The organism is Escherichia sp. E4702 (assembly GCF_963883545.1).
Taxonomy (GTDB): Bacteria; Pseudomonadota; Gammaproteobacteria; order Enterobacterales; family Enterobacteriaceae; genus Escherichia.
In genome coordinates, this window is sequence record NZ_CAWORF010000028.1 from 76,488 (window position 1) to 93,350 (window position 16,863).

17 protein-coding genes are annotated in these 16,863 nt (G+C 51.7%); 7 read left to right on the forward strand and 10 right to left on the reverse strand.

Annotated elements, in window-relative coordinates:
• Positions 1-20 precede the first annotated feature (20 nt).
• The 3 genes from treR (at position 21) to nrdG (ending at position 4,256) form a co-directional block, all read left to right on the forward strand.
• The gene (gene treR / locus AACU94_RS18000; RefSeq protein ID WP_276606041.1) at positions 21-995 is read left to right on the forward strand and encodes a trehalose operon repressor TreR; all 975 of its coding nucleotides are present in this window, start codon (positions 21-23) and stop codon (positions 993-995) included.
• A gap of 535 nt (positions 996-1,530) precedes the next feature.
• Positions 1,531-3,669 (forward strand): anaerobic ribonucleoside-triphosphate reductase, encoded by a 2,139-nt coding sequence (nrdD, locus tag AACU94_RS18010; RefSeq protein WP_130216657.1) that lies wholly within the window; start codon positions 1,531-1,533, stop codon positions 3,667-3,669.
• A gap of 122 nt (positions 3,670-3,791) precedes the next feature.
• Positions 3,792-4,256: an anaerobic ribonucleoside-triphosphate reductase-activating protein gene (gene nrdG, locus AACU94_RS18015; RefSeq protein ID WP_130216659.1), complete on the forward strand. Its 465-nt coding sequence runs from the start codon at positions 3,792-3,794 to the stop codon at positions 4,254-4,256.
• 44 nt (positions 4,257-4,300) lie between these two features.
• On the opposite strand, the gene cybC is transcribed toward nrdG, so the two are convergent.
• Together cybC and pmbA are read right to left on the reverse strand one after the other, a co-directional pair.
• Complete coding sequence (cybC, locus tag AACU94_RS18020; protein ID WP_130206066.1) at positions 4,301-4,687, reverse strand: cytochrome b562; 387 nt, start codon at positions 4,685-4,687, stop codon at positions 4,301-4,303.
• A gap of 183 nt (positions 4,688-4,870) precedes the next feature.
• Positions 4,871-6,223 carry a metalloprotease PmbA gene (pmbA, locus tag AACU94_RS18025; protein WP_032230414.1) on the reverse strand — a complete coding sequence of 451 codons (1,353 nt, stop codon included), beginning with the start codon at positions 6,221-6,223 and terminating at the stop codon, positions 4,871-4,873.
• Positions 6,224-6,316: 93 nt separating this feature from the next.
• On the opposite strand from pmbA, the gene yjgA reads away from it, so the two are divergent.
• On the forward strand, positions 6,317-6,868 hold the full coding sequence (yjgA, locus tag AACU94_RS18030; RefSeq protein WP_130259537.1) for a ribosome biogenesis factor YjgA: 552 nt from the start codon (positions 6,317-6,319) through the stop codon (positions 6,866-6,868).
• A 168-nt stretch (positions 6,869-7,036) separates the two neighbouring features.
• Here yjgA and mpl read toward each other — a convergent pair whose 3' ends face one another.
• Positions 7,037-8,410 carry a UDP-N-acetylmuramate:L-alanyl-gamma-D-glutamyl-meso-diaminopimelate ligase gene (mpl, locus tag AACU94_RS18035; protein WP_130216663.1) on the reverse strand — a complete coding sequence of 458 codons (1,374 nt, stop codon included), beginning with the start codon at positions 8,408-8,410 and terminating at the stop codon, positions 7,037-7,039.
• Positions 8,411-8,585: 175 nt separating this feature from the next.
• Between mpl and fbp the strand changes: the two genes are divergently transcribed.
• Positions 8,586-9,584: a class 1 fructose-bisphosphatase gene (gene fbp, locus AACU94_RS18040; protein ID WP_000853753.1), complete on the forward strand. Its 999-nt coding sequence runs from the start codon at positions 8,586-8,588 to the stop codon at positions 9,582-9,584.
• 39 nt (positions 9,585-9,623) lie between these two features.
• On the opposite strand, the gene AACU94_RS18045 is transcribed toward fbp, so the two are convergent.
• The 5 genes from AACU94_RS18045 to ytfQ all read right to left on the reverse strand — a co-directional run bounded on the left by AACU94_RS18045 (position 9,624) and on the right by ytfQ (position 14,799).
• Positions 9,624-10,139 carry a DUF2569 domain-containing protein gene (locus AACU94_RS18045; protein WP_130257929.1) on the reverse strand — a complete coding sequence of 172 codons (516 nt, stop codon included), beginning with the start codon at positions 10,137-10,139 and terminating at the stop codon, positions 9,624-9,626.
• Between the two features lie 27 nt (positions 10,140-10,166).
• A complete protein-coding gene (gene yjfF / locus AACU94_RS18050) occupies positions 10,167-11,171 on the reverse strand; it encodes a galactofuranose ABC transporter, permease protein YjfF (protein WP_130216669.1) in 1,005 nt (334 codons plus the stop codon).
• Entirely contained in the window at positions 11,158-12,180 is a 1,023-nt protein-coding gene (gene ytfT / locus AACU94_RS18055) for a galactofuranose ABC transporter, ATP-binding protein YtfT (protein WP_130206106.1), read from the reverse strand. The genes yjfF and ytfT overlap by 14 nt, the downstream gene beginning before the upstream one ends.
• A 13-nt stretch (positions 12,181-12,193) precedes the next feature.
• The gene (ytfR, locus tag AACU94_RS18060) at positions 12,194-13,696 is read right to left on the reverse strand and encodes a galactofuranose ABC transporter, ATP-binding protein YtfR (RefSeq protein ID WP_135489965.1); all 1,503 of its coding nucleotides are present in this window, start codon (positions 13,694-13,696) and stop codon (positions 12,194-12,196) included.
• Positions 13,697-13,842: 146 nt separating this feature from the next.
• Complete coding sequence (gene ytfQ, locus AACU94_RS18065; RefSeq protein ID WP_130216675.1) at positions 13,843-14,799, reverse strand: galactofuranose ABC transporter substrate-binding protein YtfQ; 957 nt, start codon at positions 14,797-14,799, stop codon at positions 13,843-13,845.
• Between the two features lie 308 nt (positions 14,800-15,107).
• Here ytfQ and ppa point away from each other — a divergent pair, with 308 nt between their 5' ends.
• Entirely contained in the window at positions 15,108-15,638 is a 531-nt protein-coding gene (gene ppa / locus AACU94_RS18070) for an inorganic diphosphatase (RefSeq protein WP_064525871.1), read from the forward strand.
• Between the two features lie 76 nt (positions 15,639-15,714).
• Here the strand turns inward: ppa and chpB are convergent, their stop codons facing one another.
• Complete coding sequence (gene chpB, locus AACU94_RS18075) at positions 15,715-16,065, reverse strand: endoribonuclease toxin ChpB (RefSeq protein WP_130221751.1); 351 nt, start codon at positions 16,063-16,065, stop codon at positions 15,715-15,717.
• Entirely contained in the window at positions 16,059-16,310 is a 252-nt protein-coding gene (locus AACU94_RS18080) for an AbrB/MazE/SpoVT family DNA-binding domain-containing protein (RefSeq protein WP_130221752.1), read from the reverse strand. The genes chpB and AACU94_RS18080 overlap by 7 nt, the downstream gene beginning before the upstream one ends.
• A gap of 281 nt (positions 16,311-16,591) precedes the next feature.
• Here AACU94_RS18080 and AACU94_RS18085 point away from each other — a divergent pair.
• A partial coding sequence (locus AACU94_RS18085) for a transposase domain-containing protein (protein WP_205713096.1) occupies positions 16,592-16,863 on the forward strand: 272 nt, incomplete at its 3' end.

A 16,863-nucleotide genomic window follows, 5' to 3' on the forward strand; every position in this document is an offset into this window, starting at 1 on the left:
GGTGAAGTTAGGCTCAAATAATTAAACGCAAATTACGGGACAACAGGATGCAAAATCGGCTGACCATCAAAGACATTGCTCGTTTAAGCGGCGTGGGAAAATCCACGGTTTCCCGAGTGCTGAATAACGAAAGTGGCGTGAGTCAGCACACGCGCGAGCGCGTGGAAGCAGTGATGAATCAGCATAGATTTTCCCCTTCCCGATCCGCGCGTGCTATGCGTGGGCAAAGCGATAAAGTGGTTGCTATTATCGTCACCCGTCTGGATTCGTTATCAGAAAATCTCGCCGTTCAGACGATGCTGCCGGCATTCTATGAACAGGGTTACGATCCGATCATGATGGAAAGCCAGTTTTCGCCACAGCTGGTTACTGAACATTTAGGCGTTCTGAAACGTCGCAATATTGACGGAGTGGTGCTGTTCGGTTTTACCGGCATAACGGAAGAAATGTTAGCTCACTGGCAATCATCTCTGGTACTGCTGGCGCATGACGCAAAAGGTTTTGCTTCGGTCTGTTATGACGACGAAGGGGCGATTAAGATTCTGATGCAATGCCTCTACGATCGGGGGCATCGCAATATTAGTTATCTTGGCGTACCGCACAGCGACATTACCACTGGTAAGCGGCGTCATGAGGCTTATCTGGCATTCTGCAAAGCACATAAACTACATCCCGTCGCCGCCCTGCCCGGCCTGGCCATGAAGCAAGGTTACGAGAACGTGGCAAAAGTGATTACGCCAGAAACCACTGCGTTGCTGTGCGCAACCGACACGCTGGCGCTCGGGGCATGTAAGTACCTGCAAGAGCAACACATCGACACCCTGCAACTGGCGAGCGTTGGTAATACGCCGTTAATGAAGTTTCTCCATCCGGAGATCGTCACCGTTGATCCAGGCTACGCCGAAGCCGGACGTCAGGCTGCCAGCCAGTTGATCGACCAGGTAACCGGACGCAGCGAACCTCAACAAATCGTCATTCCAGCAGCCCTTTTCTGAGAGTTACCTTCTACCAGATTTATCCAAAGAGTGTTCAGAACACTACTGGCAGCTTCTGATGTATAGCTTTGAAGAAGCCTCACCGCAACTCTGCGCCACGACATTACGGTCTTTTGAGGCTGTCTGGTGGTTTCAGAGATAATCCTTCTCCAGACCATGCTAAAGCGAGTATTTCCGGGGACTTACCGGGTAGTATATTGTTTTTGTTGATTTTATAACCAGAAAATCATCAAAAAATTTACACATCGCTCTAGCGCCCGCCATCCGTACTCTCTGCTTTTTACTTTGAGCTAAATCAAAAAAAACGCAAACATCCTTAATGCAAAGCACTATATATAGACTTTAAAATGCATCTCAACCCAATATGTTGTATCCATCGTCTAAACTTGCAACAAGATACACGTCAACGAAGCCGACACAATTGTGGATAAAGCGAATTGGGATTGCAGTAAATCCCCGTAACAAGAGCTGAATAAACCGGGGCGCACTTCCCAACTTTCTGTGGATAACCTGTTCTTAAAAATATGGAGCGATCATGACACCGCATGTGATGAAACGAGACGGCTGCAAAGTGCCGTTTAAATCAGAGCGCATCAAAGAAGCTATTCTGCGTGCAGCTAAAGCAGCGGAAGTCGATGATGCAGATTATTGTGCCACTGTTGCCGCTATCGTCAGCGAGCAAATGCAGGGGCGTAACCAGGTAGATATCAACGAAATCCAGACCGCTGTTGAAAACCAACTGATGTCTGGCCCGTACAAACAACTGGCCCGTGCATATATTGAGTACCGTCACGATCGCGACATTGAACGTGAAAAACGCGGTCGTCTGAACCAGGAGATCCGTGGCCTGGTCGAGCAGACTAATTCCTCGCTGCTCAATGAAAACGCGAATAAAGACAGTAAAGTCATTCCGACCCAGCGTGACCTGCTGGCCGGGATTGTTGCTAAACACTATGCACGTCAGCACCTGCTGCCGCGTGACGTGGTGCAGGCACATGAACGTGGTGATATCCACTACCACGATCTCGATTACTCGCCGTTCTTCCCAATGTTCAACTGCATGTTGATCGACCTGAAAGGCATGCTGACGCAAGGCTTTAAGATGGGGAATGCCGAGATTGAACCACCGAAGTCGATCTCTACAGCTACCGCAGTAACTGCGCAAATTATTGCTCAGGTCGCCAGCCATATTTATGGTGGCACCACCATTAACCGTATCGACGAAGTTCTGGCGCCGTTTGTCACCGCCAGCTACAACAAACACCGTAAAACTGCGGAAGAGTGGAGCATTCCTGACGTCGACGGTTACGCTAACTCTCGTACCATCAAAGAGTGCTACGACGCATTCCAGTCGTTGGAATATGAAGTAAATACCCTGCACACCGCCAACGGTCAGACGCCGTTTGTGACCTTTGGCTTTGGTCTGGGTACCAGCTGGGAATCGCGCCTGATTCAGGAATCTATCCTGCGTAACCGTATCGCGGGCCTGGGTAAAAACCGTAAAACCGCCGTGTTCCCGAAACTGGTGTTCGCAATTCGCGATGGCCTGAACCATAAAGTGGGCGATCCGAACTACGACATCAAACAACTGGCGCTGGAGTGCGCGAGCAAGCGCATGTATCCGGATATCCTGAACTACGATCAGGTAGTGAAAGTCACCGGTTCGTTTAAAACCCCGATGGGCTGCCGCAGCTTCCTCGGCGTGTGGGAAGACGAAAACGGTGAGCAGATCCACGATGGACGTAACAACCTCGGCGTGATCAGCCTGAACCTGCCGCGCATTGCTCTGGAAGCGAAAGGCGATGAAGCCACCTTCTGGAAGCTGCTGGATGAACGTCTGGTGCTGGCGCGTAAGGCACTGATGACCCGTATCGCCCGCCTGGAAGGCGTGAAAGCGCGCGTAGCGCCGATCCTCTATATGGAAGGTGCCTGCGGCGTACGTCTGAATGCAGACGATGACGTGTCTGAAATCTTCAAAAATGGTCGAGCGTCTATCTCGCTGGGTTACATCGGTATCCACGAAACCATTAACGCGCTGTTCGGCGGCGAGCATGTTTACGACAACGAGCAGCTGCGTGCGAAAGGTATTGCGATTGTTGAACGTCTGCGTCAGGCGGTGGATCAGTGGAAAGAAGAAACCGGCTACGGTTTCAGTCTCTACAGTACGCCGAGTGAGAACCTGTGCGACCGCTTCTGCCGTCTCGATACCGCCGAGTTTGGCGTGGTGCCGGGCGTGACCGATAAAGGTTACTACACCAACAGTTTCCACCTTGATGTGGAGAAGAAGGTGAACCCGTACGACAAGATCGACTTTGAAGCGCCTTACCCGCCGCTGGCGAACGGTGGTTTCATTTGCTACGGCGAGTATCCAAACATTCAGCACAACCTGAAGGCGCTGGAAGATGTCTGGGATTACAGCTATCAGCATGTGCCGTATTACGGCACCAACACGCCGATCGATGAATGCTACGAATGTGGCTTTACCGGCGAGTTTGAGTGCACCAGCAAAGGCTTCACTTGTCCGAAATGTGGTAACCATGACACCTCCCGTGTGTCGGTAACTCGCCGCGTGTGCGGATATTTAGGTAGTCCGGATGCGCGTCCGTTTAACGCTGGCAAGCAGGAAGAAGTTAAGCGCCGCGTTAAACATTTAGGAAATGGGCAGATCGGTTGATCTCCACGCTGCGTTAAGCAAATGCCGGATGTGATGTGAAAGCGTCGCATCCGGCGTTGATTGCCGGATGCGGCGTAAACGCCTTATCCGGCCAACACGCGGACTGATAAGCCAGGCGAAATATGAACTTCCATCAATACTATCCTGTCGACATCGTCAACGGCCCCGGCACTCGTTGCACCCTGTTTGTCTCCGGGTGTGTTCATGAATGCCCCGGTTGCTATAACAAAAGCACCTGGCGGGTAAATTCCGGTCTGCCATTTACCAAAGAAATGGAAGACCAGATCATCAACGATCTGAACGACACTCGCATCAAACGCCAGGGCATTTCCCTCTCCGGCGGCGATCCGCTGCATCCGCAAAACGTGCCGGATATTCTGAAACTGGTACAACGCATCCGTGCCGAATGTCCGGGTAAAGACATCTGGGTGTGGACAGGGTATAAACTCGACGAACTCAACGCTGCACAAATGCAGGTTGTTGATTTGATCAACGTGCTGGTTGATGGCAAATTTATGCAGGATTTAAAAGACCCTTCCCTGATCTGGCGCGGCAGCAGCAACCAGGTGGTACACCATTTGCGTTGATAAGCTCCCTGTTACCTGAGTGCAGGCAACAGGGAAATAAGGAATTAACGATACTTCTTGTGATATGAATTGCGGGTCGTTTTCAGTTGCTCTGCGGCGGCCTGCGCTTCTTTTACTTTACCTTCATTAGCCAGCTTCAGCGCGTCGTCAATCTGGCCAACCAGAATGTCGAAACCGTGGCGGAAGTCTTTCATTTCCGGGCTGTCTGGCGATTTTCCTTCCAGCTTCGGCGGCGTTGCTTTTTGCGCATCCAGCGCCGCGGCACGCATTTTGGTTAACGCGTCTTTGACTTGCGCCGCGTTATCCGCTTTTTCGACCACTTTTAAATTGTCGTTGAGGGTTTCCATATTGTCTTCCAGCTCAGCGGCAAACGACACCGAACTGAATACCAACGAGGAGACTGCAAGAATAGCTAACAGGCTTTTACGCATTACTCACTTCCTTTTTTATTTACACTTCATCCTTCACACTGCCTCATCGACGGCTACGCTCATTCGCCCGAGTCACGTACTACGAGTACGCTCCCCGGCCCTCATTCACTTTCCGTCTCGATGCAGTGCGAATGATTTTGTGTAATTTTTTAGTTTATAGCGCGGCAGGTCGCGCCAGTTTTTTTACTGTCCGGCGATTTTCATCTCCGGCAACAGCACAGAACCACACTGTATATTACTGCGTGTTTCAATATCGTTACCGACGGTGACAATATTGCGCCACATATCTTTTAAATTACCTGCGATGGTGATTTCGCTAACCGGATACTGAATTTCGCCGTTTTCTACCCAGAAGCCCGCCGCACCACGGGAATAATCACCGGTAATTGCACTCACGCCCTGGCCCATCAATTCCGTCACCACCAGCCCAGTGCCCATCTCTTTGAGCATCTGCTCGAAGCTTAGACCTTGTCCGGCAATGCGCCAGTTGTGAATACCGCCCGCATGTCCGGTGCTTTTCAGCCCCAGTTTGCGCGCCGAGTAGCTGGTCAGCAGCCACTGAGTCAGGATGCCATCTTTAATAATGTCGCGACGTTCGGTACGAACACCTTCGCTGTCGAATGGCGTCGACGCCAGCCCTTTCAGCAGATGCGGATGCTCTTCAATGGTCAGCCAGTCTGGCAGAATTTGTTTACCCAGCGAGTCGAGCAGGAAGGTGGATTTACGGTAAACCGATCCACCCGCTATCGCCCCAACCAGATGCCCAAAAAGCCCGGTTGCCACTTCATTGGCAAAAATGACTGGCGCTTTCATGGTGGAGAGTTTACGCGGTGACAGGCGCGATAAAGTACGGCGAGCACAGTCGGCCCCGACCCACTCTGGCGTTTGTAGATCGCTCATCGCGCGGCCAATGGTGTAGGCATAATCACGCTCCATATCGCCATTTTCTTCGGCAATTACACAGCTGGAGAGCGAATGACGCGTAGAGCAGTAACCCTGCAACATGCCGTGGCTGTTGCCAAAAACTTTGACACCGTAGTGGCTGTTAAAGCTGCCACCTTCGGTATTGGTAATGCGTTTATCCGCCTGTAATGCCGCCTGTTCAGCACGGGCCGCCAGTTCAATGGCTTCGTCCGGAGAAACTTCTGCGGGGTGGAACAAGTCAAGATCCGGCGCGTCGAAAGCCAGCAGTTCTTTATCTGCCACGCCTGCATACGGATCTGGCGAAGTGTAACGCGCAATATCCAGCGCCGCCTGTACGGTGCGTGCAATGGCCTGCGGGCTTAAATCGGTGGATGATGCGCTACCTTTGCGGTTCTGGTGATAAACGGTTATCCCCAGCGCGCCATCGCTATTGAATTCGACATTCTCCACTTCACCATAGCGCGTACTAACGCTAATGCCGGTGGTCTTGCTGACGGCAACTTCCGCACCGTCCGATTTGCCTGAGGCCAACTCCAGCGCAGTCGAAACTGCTTCTTCCAGAATCTTGCGCTGCGCTTCAACTTGAGAGATTACTTTCATTGCAAGTGCCATAATGTAGAGAGTTTCTCTGAAGTCTAACAGAGAACCGTTTTTCAGTGCGCATCTTAACTGGTAACATTAGCCTCTTTTTTTAAGGAGCCTGACATGACTAAGCAGCCCGAAGACTGGCTCGACGACGTTCCCGGTGATGACATCGAAGACGAAGACGATGAAATTATCTGGGTCAGTAAAAGTGAAATTAAACGTGACGCCGAGGAGCTAAAACGCCTGGGCGCAGAAATTGTTGATCTGGGGAAAAACGCGCTGGATAAGATCCCGTTAGATGCGGATCTGCGTGCGGCTATTGAGTTAGCCCAGCGTATTAAGATGGAAGGTCGCCGCCGCCAGTTGCAGCTCATTGGTAAAATGCTGCGCCAACGCGATGTAGAGCCTATCCGTCAGGCGCTGGATAAGCTGAAAAACCGCCACAACCAGCAGGTGGTGTTGTTTCATAAACTGGAAAACCTGCGCGATCGCCTGATCGACCAGGGTGATGACGCCATCGCTGAAGTATTGAATCTGTGGCCAGATGCCGATCGTCAGCAACTGCGTGCTCTGATCCGCAACGCGAAGAAAGAGAAAGAAGGGAATAAGCCGCCGAAATCCGCACGCCAGATTTTCCAGTATCTGCGCGAGCTGGCAGAGAACGAAGGGTAATTTTCGTTGTTGATGTGAGTATGGTTTGCCGGATGCAGTGCACCGCCAGATCTGTAGGCCTGATAAGACGCGTCAAGCGTCGCATCAGGCGCTATGCTCAAATGCCGGATGCGGCGTCAACGCCTTATCCGGCCTACACCCCTGTAGGCCTGATAAAACGTCTCAGGATTACTGCGCAGCTTCCGCTTTCTTCGCCAGACCATCCAGCAGTTTCTGATGGATCCCACCAAAACCGCCGTTGCTCATCACCAGAATATGGTCGCCAGGCTGAGCGGTTTTCACCACCATTTCTGCCAGCGCATCAACATCTCCACTCCAGTGCGCAGGCTGAATACATGCTTCTGCCACTTCTGCTACCTGCCACGGAATATGTGACGGTTGCAGCAGGAAGACTTCATCGGCACGACCTAATGACGGAGCCAAATCATCTTTGCAGACTCCCATCTTCATGGTGTTGGAACGCGGCTCAAGCACGGCAATAATACGCGCCGTACCGCCAACTTTGCCGCGCAGCGCCGCCAGCGTTGCCAGAATTGCCGTTGGGTGATGGGCAAAATCGTCATACACCGTCACGCCGTTAGCTTCGCCACGCAGTTCCAGGCGGCGACGGGCATTGATAAACAATCCCAGCGCGTTAGCAGCATCAGCCGGTGCGATGCCAACATGACGGGCCGCAGCAATCGCCATCAAACCATTGTGCATATTATGTTCGCCCACCAGCGACCATTTCACTTCGCCCACTTTTTCGCCATCCAGCAAGACTTCCCATTCGGAAGCGTCAGTGGTCAGCTTTTTCGCCTGCCAGTGACCTTGCTCGCCCACCAGCTCCTGCTCACTCCAGCAGCCCATCGCCAGGGTTTGTTTCAGGTTGATGTCGTTTTCCGGCCAGATAATACGCCCCTGACCAGGAACAATACGCACCAGATGGTGGAATTGTTTCTGAATCGCTTTCAGGTCGTCGAAGATATCGGCGTGGTCGAACTCAAGGTTGTTGAGGATCAGCGTTCGCGGGCAGTAATGAACAAACTTAGAGCGTTTGTCGAAGAAGGCGCAGTCATACTCGTCTGCTTCGATAACAAAGAAGTCGCTTTCGCCCAGGCGTGCAGAAACGTCAAAGTTCCCCGGTACTCCACCGATCACAAAACCTGGTTTATAGCCGCACTGTTCCAGAATCCAGGTCGCCATTCCCGCCGTGGTGGTTTTACCGTGTGTACCGGCAACGGCCAGCACCCAGCGGTCGCGCAGCACAAAATCGTGCAACCACTGCGGACCTGACATATATGGAATGTTTTTTTCCAGTACCGCTTCCACACACGGATTTCCACGGGTCATGGCGTTGCCAATAATCACCAGATCTGGCTGAGGATCGAGCTGGTTGGCATCATAACCCTGAATCAGTTCAATGCCTTGCTTCTCAAGTAAGGTGCTCATCGGCGGATACACATTGGCGTCCGACCCCGTTACTTCATGGCCCAACTGACGCGCCAGAATCGCCAGACCGCCCATAAACGTGCCACAAATTCCTAATATATGAATGCGCATACGTCACTATCCTTTTTTAATCTACCGTTCATTTTACGCATATGTCGGGCAACAGAGAAACGCATTTCAGGATAATCCGTAATTTGCTGGCGCGATTCACCTGAGCGCAACATTGAGATTATTTGTTAAGATTATTGCGGTCGCTTTACTCCATAAACATTGCAGGGAAAGTTTTATGAAAACGTTAGGTGAATTTATTGTCGAAAAGCAGCACGAGTTTTCTCATGCTACCGGTGAGCTCACTGCTTTGCTATCGGCAATAAAACTGGGCGCCAAGATTATTCATCGCGATATCAACAAAGCTGGACTGGTTGATATCCTGGGTGCCAGCGGTGCTGAGAACGTGCAGGGCGAGGTTCAACAAAAACTCGACTTGTTCGCTAATGAAAAACTGAAAGCCGCACTGAAAGCACGCGATATTGTTGCGGGCATTGCATCCGAAGAAGAAGATGAGATTGTCGTCTTTGAAGGTTGTGAACACGCAAAATACGTTGTGCTGATGGATCCGCTGGATGGCTCGTCCAACATCGATGTTAACGTCTCTGTCGGTACCATTTTCTCCATTTACCGCCGCGTTACACCGGTCGGCACGCCGGTAACTGAAGAAGATTTCCTCCAGCCTGGTAACAAACAGGTTGCTGCAGGTTACGTGGTATACGGCTCCTCTACCATGCTGGTTTACACCACCGGATGCGGTGTTCACGCCTTTACTTACGATCCTTCGCTCGGCGTTTTCTGCCTGTGCCAGGAACGGATGCGCTTCCCGGAGAAAGGAAAAACCTACTCTATCAACGAAGGGAACTACATTAAGTTTCCGAACGGGGTGAAGAAGTATATTAAATTCTGCCAGGAAGAAGATAAATCTACCAACCGTCCGTATACCTCACGTTATATCGGCTCGCTGGTCGCGGATTTCCACCGTAATCTGCTGAAAGGCGGTATTTATCTCTACCCAAGCACTGCCAGCCACCCGGACGGCAAACTGCGTTTGCTGTATGAGTGCAACCCGATGGCATTCCTGGCGGAACAAGCGGGCGGTAAAGCGAGCGATGGCAAAGAGCGTATTCTGGATATCATCCCGGAAACCCTGCACCAGCGCCGTTCGTTCTTCGTCGGCAACGACCATATGGTTGAAGATGTCGAACGCTTTATCCGTGAGTTCCCGGACGCGTAATGGTCTAAAAACGCCGGATGGTTCCGGCGTTTTTGCGTTTTAATTAACAAAAGTTAATTTGACTCGTTTAGAGACACGGAAATAGGGAATCCAGATCGCCATATGAATGATATTTTTCAGCACACCCCATGCGTCTAAAGGCTCAATTGTGGCATGAAGAAACTGTACTGCTCCCCAAATATCAGCAACATTAAATACGAAGAGAGACAGAAGAAGGGCAATATAGTAGTGCGGAAGCTGGCGTTTCTTTTTAAAAAACAAAAAAGTAGTATAACTTACCAACAGAAATACCATGGCAAATCCAACCACTTCCAGATACAGCAGAGTTCTGAGCGGTTCTTCCTGATTGCCCTGAACAAGCCCCCATGTTTGTATAAAAGAATAGATGCTCGAAATAATCACCAGCACTAAAGAAATAGCAGGTAAATACAACCAACCGCCAATTCCCATAAGTTTTTTATCCGCACAACTTTTACAATAATCGTCAGGTGGTAAAACAGCCACACCACAGTTTTTGCATGTTGTCCTTAAATCCTCGCCTTCCTTTGCCCACATAAAAATATCCTTATATATCAGTTAAATTTATTCTTTTAGTCTAATTTCCGGACTCACTCTCATTACTGGCGAACTCTGACGATTCTCCCACAACACCGTTAACCCACGCTGTAAGGCAATAAAAATGAATAACAAAATGCCGATGGCGATTTTCGTCCACCATGAGCTCAGCGTGCCGTCAAAGTTTATGTAAGTCTGGATCAGTCCCTGAATCGCCACACCAAAAAGCGTCCCTAATACCGTTCCAACGCCACCGCTCAAAAGTGTACCGCCAATCACCACCGACGCGATAGCGTCCAGTTCCACACCTACACCCGCCAGGGCGTATCCGGCCTGGGTATAAATCGAGAAGACAATTCCTGCCAGTGTCGCCAGTCCGGTAGAGAGCATATAAATGCGAATAGTGGTGCTGCGAGTGGAAATCCCCATCAGGTTCGCCGACGTTGCGTTGCCGCCAATGGCGTATACCTGATTACCAAAACGCGTACGATGCGCGAGGAATATGCCGATAACCACCACCGCCAGCATCAGCAGCCCCATCGCGCTTAAGCGACCACCGCCGGGGATTTTCCACGCCAGGCTTGAAAGCGTGTCATAAATTGGATGGTTTATCGGGATCGACTCTTCCGAAACGAGATAGCTGACGCCGCGCAAAAAGAACATTCCCGCAAGGGTAATGATGAACGCCGGGATCTTCAGGGCGTCGATCAGAAGCCCCATAAATGCGCCGAAGGCACAGCCCATCACCAGCACCAGTGGAAACGCCAGCAGCGGCGAGAGGCCGAAATCGCCAATCACTTTTGCCAGAAACACGCCGGTAAAGGCGATCACCGAACCGACGGAGAGATCGATTCCGCCGGAGAGTATCACAAAGGTCATGCCGACGGCGATGATGCCAAGAAAGGCATTATCGGTCAGGATATTGCAGATCACGCGCGTGGAAGCAAAGCCGGGAAACTGCGTCAGGCAGTAGAGATAGCCCAGCACAAAGACGCCGATGGTGATCATCAGTGGCAAGTTACGTTTTATCACGGCTACGCACTCCTTTAATCAGACTGATAAAGCGTTGCGACTGGACAATCAGCACGCAAAGCACCACCACCGCTTTTACCACCTGGTTCATCTCTGGCGGAAAGCCCGAAAGCAAAATTCCGGTATTCATTCCCTGAATAATCAGCGCCCCCACCACTGAGAGCAGCAGGTTAAAGCGCCCGCCCATCAGCGATCCGCCGCCAATTACCACCGCGAGAATGGCGTCCAGCTCCAGCCATAACCCAGCGTTATTGGCATCGGCACCGCGAATATCCGCCGCCACGATAATGCCCGCGATTGCCGCACACAGCCCGCTCAATACGTAGGTGAGCATGACGATGATTCGTGTGTTGACTCCGGCATTTTTTGCCGCCCGAATGTTGATGCCAACGGCTTCAATAAACATCCCCAGCGCCGTTTTGCGGGTCAACAGCCAGAAGAAGAGAAGCGTCAGCACAGCGATAATGACTGGCGTTGGCAGGAACAATAGCGATCCACTGCCGAACCATGAGAGATCCGGCGAGTTGAACGTGACGATCTGCCCGGAGGTGATCAGTTGAGCCACACCGCGCCCGGCAACCATCAGGATCAGGGTGGCAACAAACGGCTGAATTTTGAGGATCGCCACCAGTATGCCGTTCCACAATCCAGCCAGAATGCCGGTACCCAGGGCGCTTAACAAAACAATTGGCAGGCTGAACCCCGCGACCGTCATCGCTGCCGTTGTGGCTCCGGCGATGGCCATCACCGCCCCTACGGAGAGATCAATCCCACCCGTAGCGATCACCAGCGTCATGCCAATCGCCAGTAACGCAACCGGGGCGGCGCGATTAAGAATGTCGATAGGGCTACCGAACAAACGCCCATCCTGAAGCACCACCTGCCAGAAATGCGGGGCCACCAGGCTATCGACCACCAGCACCAACAATAGCGCCACCAACTGCGGCATCCCCGTCGGCCAGCGAAAGCGCTTTTTCGACGACGCGGTGTCCGGGAGAGATTGAGGCATCACACTGTTCTCCTTACGCCGCAATGGCGTTCATGATCGCCGGAACGGAAAGCTCTGCCAGCGGGATCTCCGCCACCTGTTTGCGATCGCGCATGATAATCACCCGATCGGCATAGCCCACCAGTTCTTCCAGTTCGGAGGAGATCACCAGCAGCGCCAGACCGTCAGCGCACAGCGTTTCAATCAGGCGAATGATCTCGGCATGGGCGCCAACGTCAATGCCACGCGTAGGTTCGTCGAGGATCAGAAATTGCGGACGAGTCAGCAGCCAGCGTGAGAGCAGAACTTTTTGCTGATTGCCGCCAGAGAGAAATTCAATCGGTTGTTCGCTGGAAGGCGTACGAATGCCCAGCTGGCGGATAAAGCGTTCGGCAATCTCTTGCTGTTCTTTACGGGAAATCGGCCGTAGCCAGCCGCGCTGGGCCTGGAGAGCGAGGATGATATTTTCCCGCACCGAGGCGGCGGCGATGATGCCATCGGTTTTCCTGTCTTCCGGGCAAAAGCCGATGCCCAGTACCGAAGCCTGATGTGGCGATCGCAGGGTTTGCGATTTGCCTTTGATCAACGCCGTGCCGCTATCGGCTGGTTTGATGCCGAAGATCACTTCAGCGGTTTCGGTACGTCCTGATCCCAGCAAGCCTGCCAGACCGACGATCTCGCCGGGGCGTACTTCCAGATCAAACGGCGCGATCGTTCCTTTCTTGCCGTAATCTTTAAACGCTGCAACAGGATTGTCACTAAGCAATGTTCTTCCGGCACGCTGTAGCGCATGAGTATCCAGCTCACGCCCCAGCATCATTTTCACCAGTTCGATTTGTGGTAGCTCGCGGGTTTCCCGACAGCCAACAAAGCTGCCGTTGCGTAAGACGGTGATCCGATCGCTGACCTGATAGACCTGATCGAGAAAGTGAGTAACGAAGATCAGGCTGACGCCGCGATCGCGCAGCTGGCGCATCAGGCCAAACAGCAACTCTACTTCCTGAGTGTCGAGACTGGCGGTGGGTTCATCGAGGATTAGCACTTTGGCGGAGAGATCGATGGCCCGACAAATGGCGACGATTTGCTGCATCGCAACTGAAAAGCGGTTGAGCGGTTCGCGCACGTCGAGGGAGAAACCGTAAGATGCCATCAGTTCGGTGGCGCGCTTTTCCATCTCTTTACGTCGTAGCAGGCCGAAACGCTTAGGTTCGCGGCCGATGAATAGATTATCAGCGACCGACATATTGGGTAGCAGGTTAACTTCCTGATAGACAGTGCCGATGCCGAGCTGCTGTGCGTGGGCGGTGTTTTTCGGTGAAATAACCTGACCTTCCAGCCAGATGGTGCCGCGATCGGCATGGTAAACGCCGGTAAGTGCTTTGATTAACGTTGATTTACCCGCTCCGTTTTCACCGAGTAGCGCCATGATTTCACCACGGCGCAGGCTGAAATCAACGTTATCTAACGCTTTGACGCCAGGGAAAAATTTGCTTAATCCTTCGGTACGGAGGATTTCCTGGTGTTGGTCGGTCGTCATGGTTTCCCCCGAAGTAAAGCGTGCTCCAGCCAGGCATGATAAGACGCGCCAGCGTCGCATCAGCCACCAGTGCACAACTGCCGGATGCGGCGTAAACGCCTTATCCGGCCTACGAGTCGGTATCAGGCATTGATGCCTGATACGTCTCAATACCCCATGTTTTTCTTCTTCTCTAACTCTTCTTTTGCGGTATCAGGCAGGTAAAGGGTGGACTTGGTCAGCGTAAGCTTTTCAGGCATGGTGCCGTCTTTTTTATATTTCTCCAGCGCGTCAAAGGCGGGTCCCGCCATGTTTGGCGTCAGTTCAACGCTGGCGTTCGCTTCGCCATCCATCATCGCTTTGTAGATGTCCGGCACGCCGTCGATAGAGCCTGTCAGGATATCTTTGCCCGGTTTCAGGCCCGCTTCTTTAATTGCCTGAATCGCGCCAATCACCATGTCGTCGTTATGGGCGTAAACCATGCAGATGTTTTTGCCGTTGTTTTCCGCTTTGATAAAGCTCTCCATCACTTCTTTGCCTTTACTACGGGTGAAGTCACCGGACTGCGAGCGGATTATTTTAATATTTGGCGCATTCTTAATGGCTTCGGCAAAGCCTTTCTTACGGTCAATGGCGACGCTGGCCCCAACGGTGCCCTGTAACTCAACCACGTTACACGGTTTGCCGTTAACCTCTTTCACCAGCCAGTCACCGATCAACTTACCTTCGAGGATGTTGTCGGCAGTAACGGTGGTCATATAGAGAGATTTGTCTTTCACATCGATGGAACGGTCAAGCAAAAAGACCGGAATTTCGGCTTCCTTTGCTTCTTTCAAAACAGGTTCCCAACCCGTTGCAACCACCGGGGCGATAAAGATGGCATCTACCCCCTGCGCGACAAAAGAACGCACTGCTTTAATCTGGTTTTCCTGCTTTTGCTGACCATCGGCAATTTTCAGTGTGATACCGCGTTTTTCGGCCTCACTTTTCGCCACATTAGTTTCTGCTGCGCGCCAGCCGGATTCGGATCCGACCTGCGAAAATCCTACGGTTAAAGGAGCGGCCAACGCCATAGACGACATGGCTGCCGAGACTGCAGAGACTACAAGTAAGCGTTTCCACATAGGGTTGTCCTCGTCGGGGTGATTATTATTGGTGAAAAGATGTTCGCGAAAAAACTATAGACAATTGGTTCTGTAACAGATTGCGTTACATCACACTTCAAAAAAGTAAATACATCGTTAATCACAAGTTTGTAATCGCTTTCATATCACTATGAAAAATGCGGCTACGGTTATGGATTTTCCAGCTCTGCGAACCGTCTTAAAACTGGCGAAAAAGGAAAATGAGGACGAAAACAAGCGAAGACATTCGGCGCGAGTTGGCTATAATACTCGGCACTTGTTTGCCACATATTTTAAAGGAAACAGACATGAGCTTACTCAACGTCCCTGCGGGTAAAGATCTGCCGGAAGACATCTACGTTGTTATCGAAATCCCGGCTAACGCTGATCCGATCAAATACGAAATCGACAAAGAGAGCGGCGCACTGTTCGTTGACCGCTTCATGTCCACCGCGATGTTCTATCCGTGCAACTACGGCTATATCAACCACACTCTGTCTCTGGACGGTGACCCGGTTGACGTTCTGGTCCCGACTCCGTACCCGCTGCAGCCGGGTTCTGTGATCCGTTGCCGTCCGGTTGGTGTTCTGAAAATGACCGACGAAGCTGGTGAAGATGCGAAACTGGTTGCTGTTCCGCACACCAAACTGAGCAAAGAATACGATCACATCAAAGACGTTAACGATCTGCCGGAGCTGCTGAAAGCTCAGATCGCTCACTTCTTCGAGCACTACAAAGACCTCGAAAAAGGCAAGTGGGTGAAAGTTGAAGGTTGGGAAAACGCTGAAGCCGCTAAAGCTGAAATCGTTGCTTCCTTCGAGCGCGCAAAGAATAAATAAGTTCTTATAGCGCAATAACCCTGAACGCCGGGCTTCGGTTAGTAAGGGTTTTTTTATGCCCGCAATAAATAAACCTTTATTCCACCACCGCCTGCAAACGTAATAACGCTTCTTCCACCACCTCGTCCGCAGCCAGACCAATACGCTTTGCCTGGCGGGCGCGTAAATCCATCATTCGCACCTGATTCACCAATACCGCGCCATACACATCGCCTTCTTCGCAATGTAACGGAACGCTAAATCCGGCATAACGGGCAAAATTTCCGCCCTGAGTAATGGGTGCCACCAACGTCATCCCCAGTTGATTAAAGGCTTGAACGGAGAGTACAAGCGCAGGTCGGCCAGCACCTTGCTGTTCATGGCCGCTTGCTGGATCAAAGCCGACCAGCACAATGTCTCCCCGTTCAAATTCGCTTCGCTTTACCATATTTCGTCACCCGTAGGGGTGGATTTACCCCAGACATCCTGCTCGCTAAGCTCCGGTGCGTTCATGTCGCATTGCGCCAGCAGTTCTTCAAGCGAGTAGCGCTTCGAGACGGGGGTCAAAATCAGTTGGTTGTTGCTCACCTGCGCCTCCACGCTCTGCCCCGGCTGTAAGTTAAGTTCTTTCATTACGATATTGGGAATGATCATACCTGCACTGTTCCCCCATTTTTTTATGGTAATACGCATCTGCACCTCCTTAAGTTATACAAAGTATAACTCACGGTGCTACAGGAAACGTTTTACCCCTGCGCATTTGTGAACACCAGCAGAGATTTTTATGCGTTAACAGATCTGGAAAGCGACTCGGAGAGAAAAGAAACTGGTGGGAAAGTTACAAAACTGATTGCGAGGGGCATCGCAAAAAACAACGCCACCCGAAGGTGTAATGCCGATCAGTTAAGGATCGGTTGACCGATCCAGTGGCTGTGTAAGAATCCGGAAATGCTCACCCGTTTCCGGATTTTTTTATGCACATTGGACAGGCTCTTGATCTGGTATCCCGTTACGATTCCCTGCGTAACCCACTGACTTCTCTGGGCGACTATCTGGACCCGGAACTGATTTCCCGCTGCCTTGCCGAATCCGGCACCGTCACCCTGCGTAAGCGCCGCCTTCCTCTTGAAATGATGGTCTGGTGTATTGTCGGCATGGCCCTTGAACGTAAAGAACCGCTTCATCAGATCGTTAACCGTCTGGATATCATGTTACCCGGCAATCGTCCCTCGTTGCCCCCAGCGCC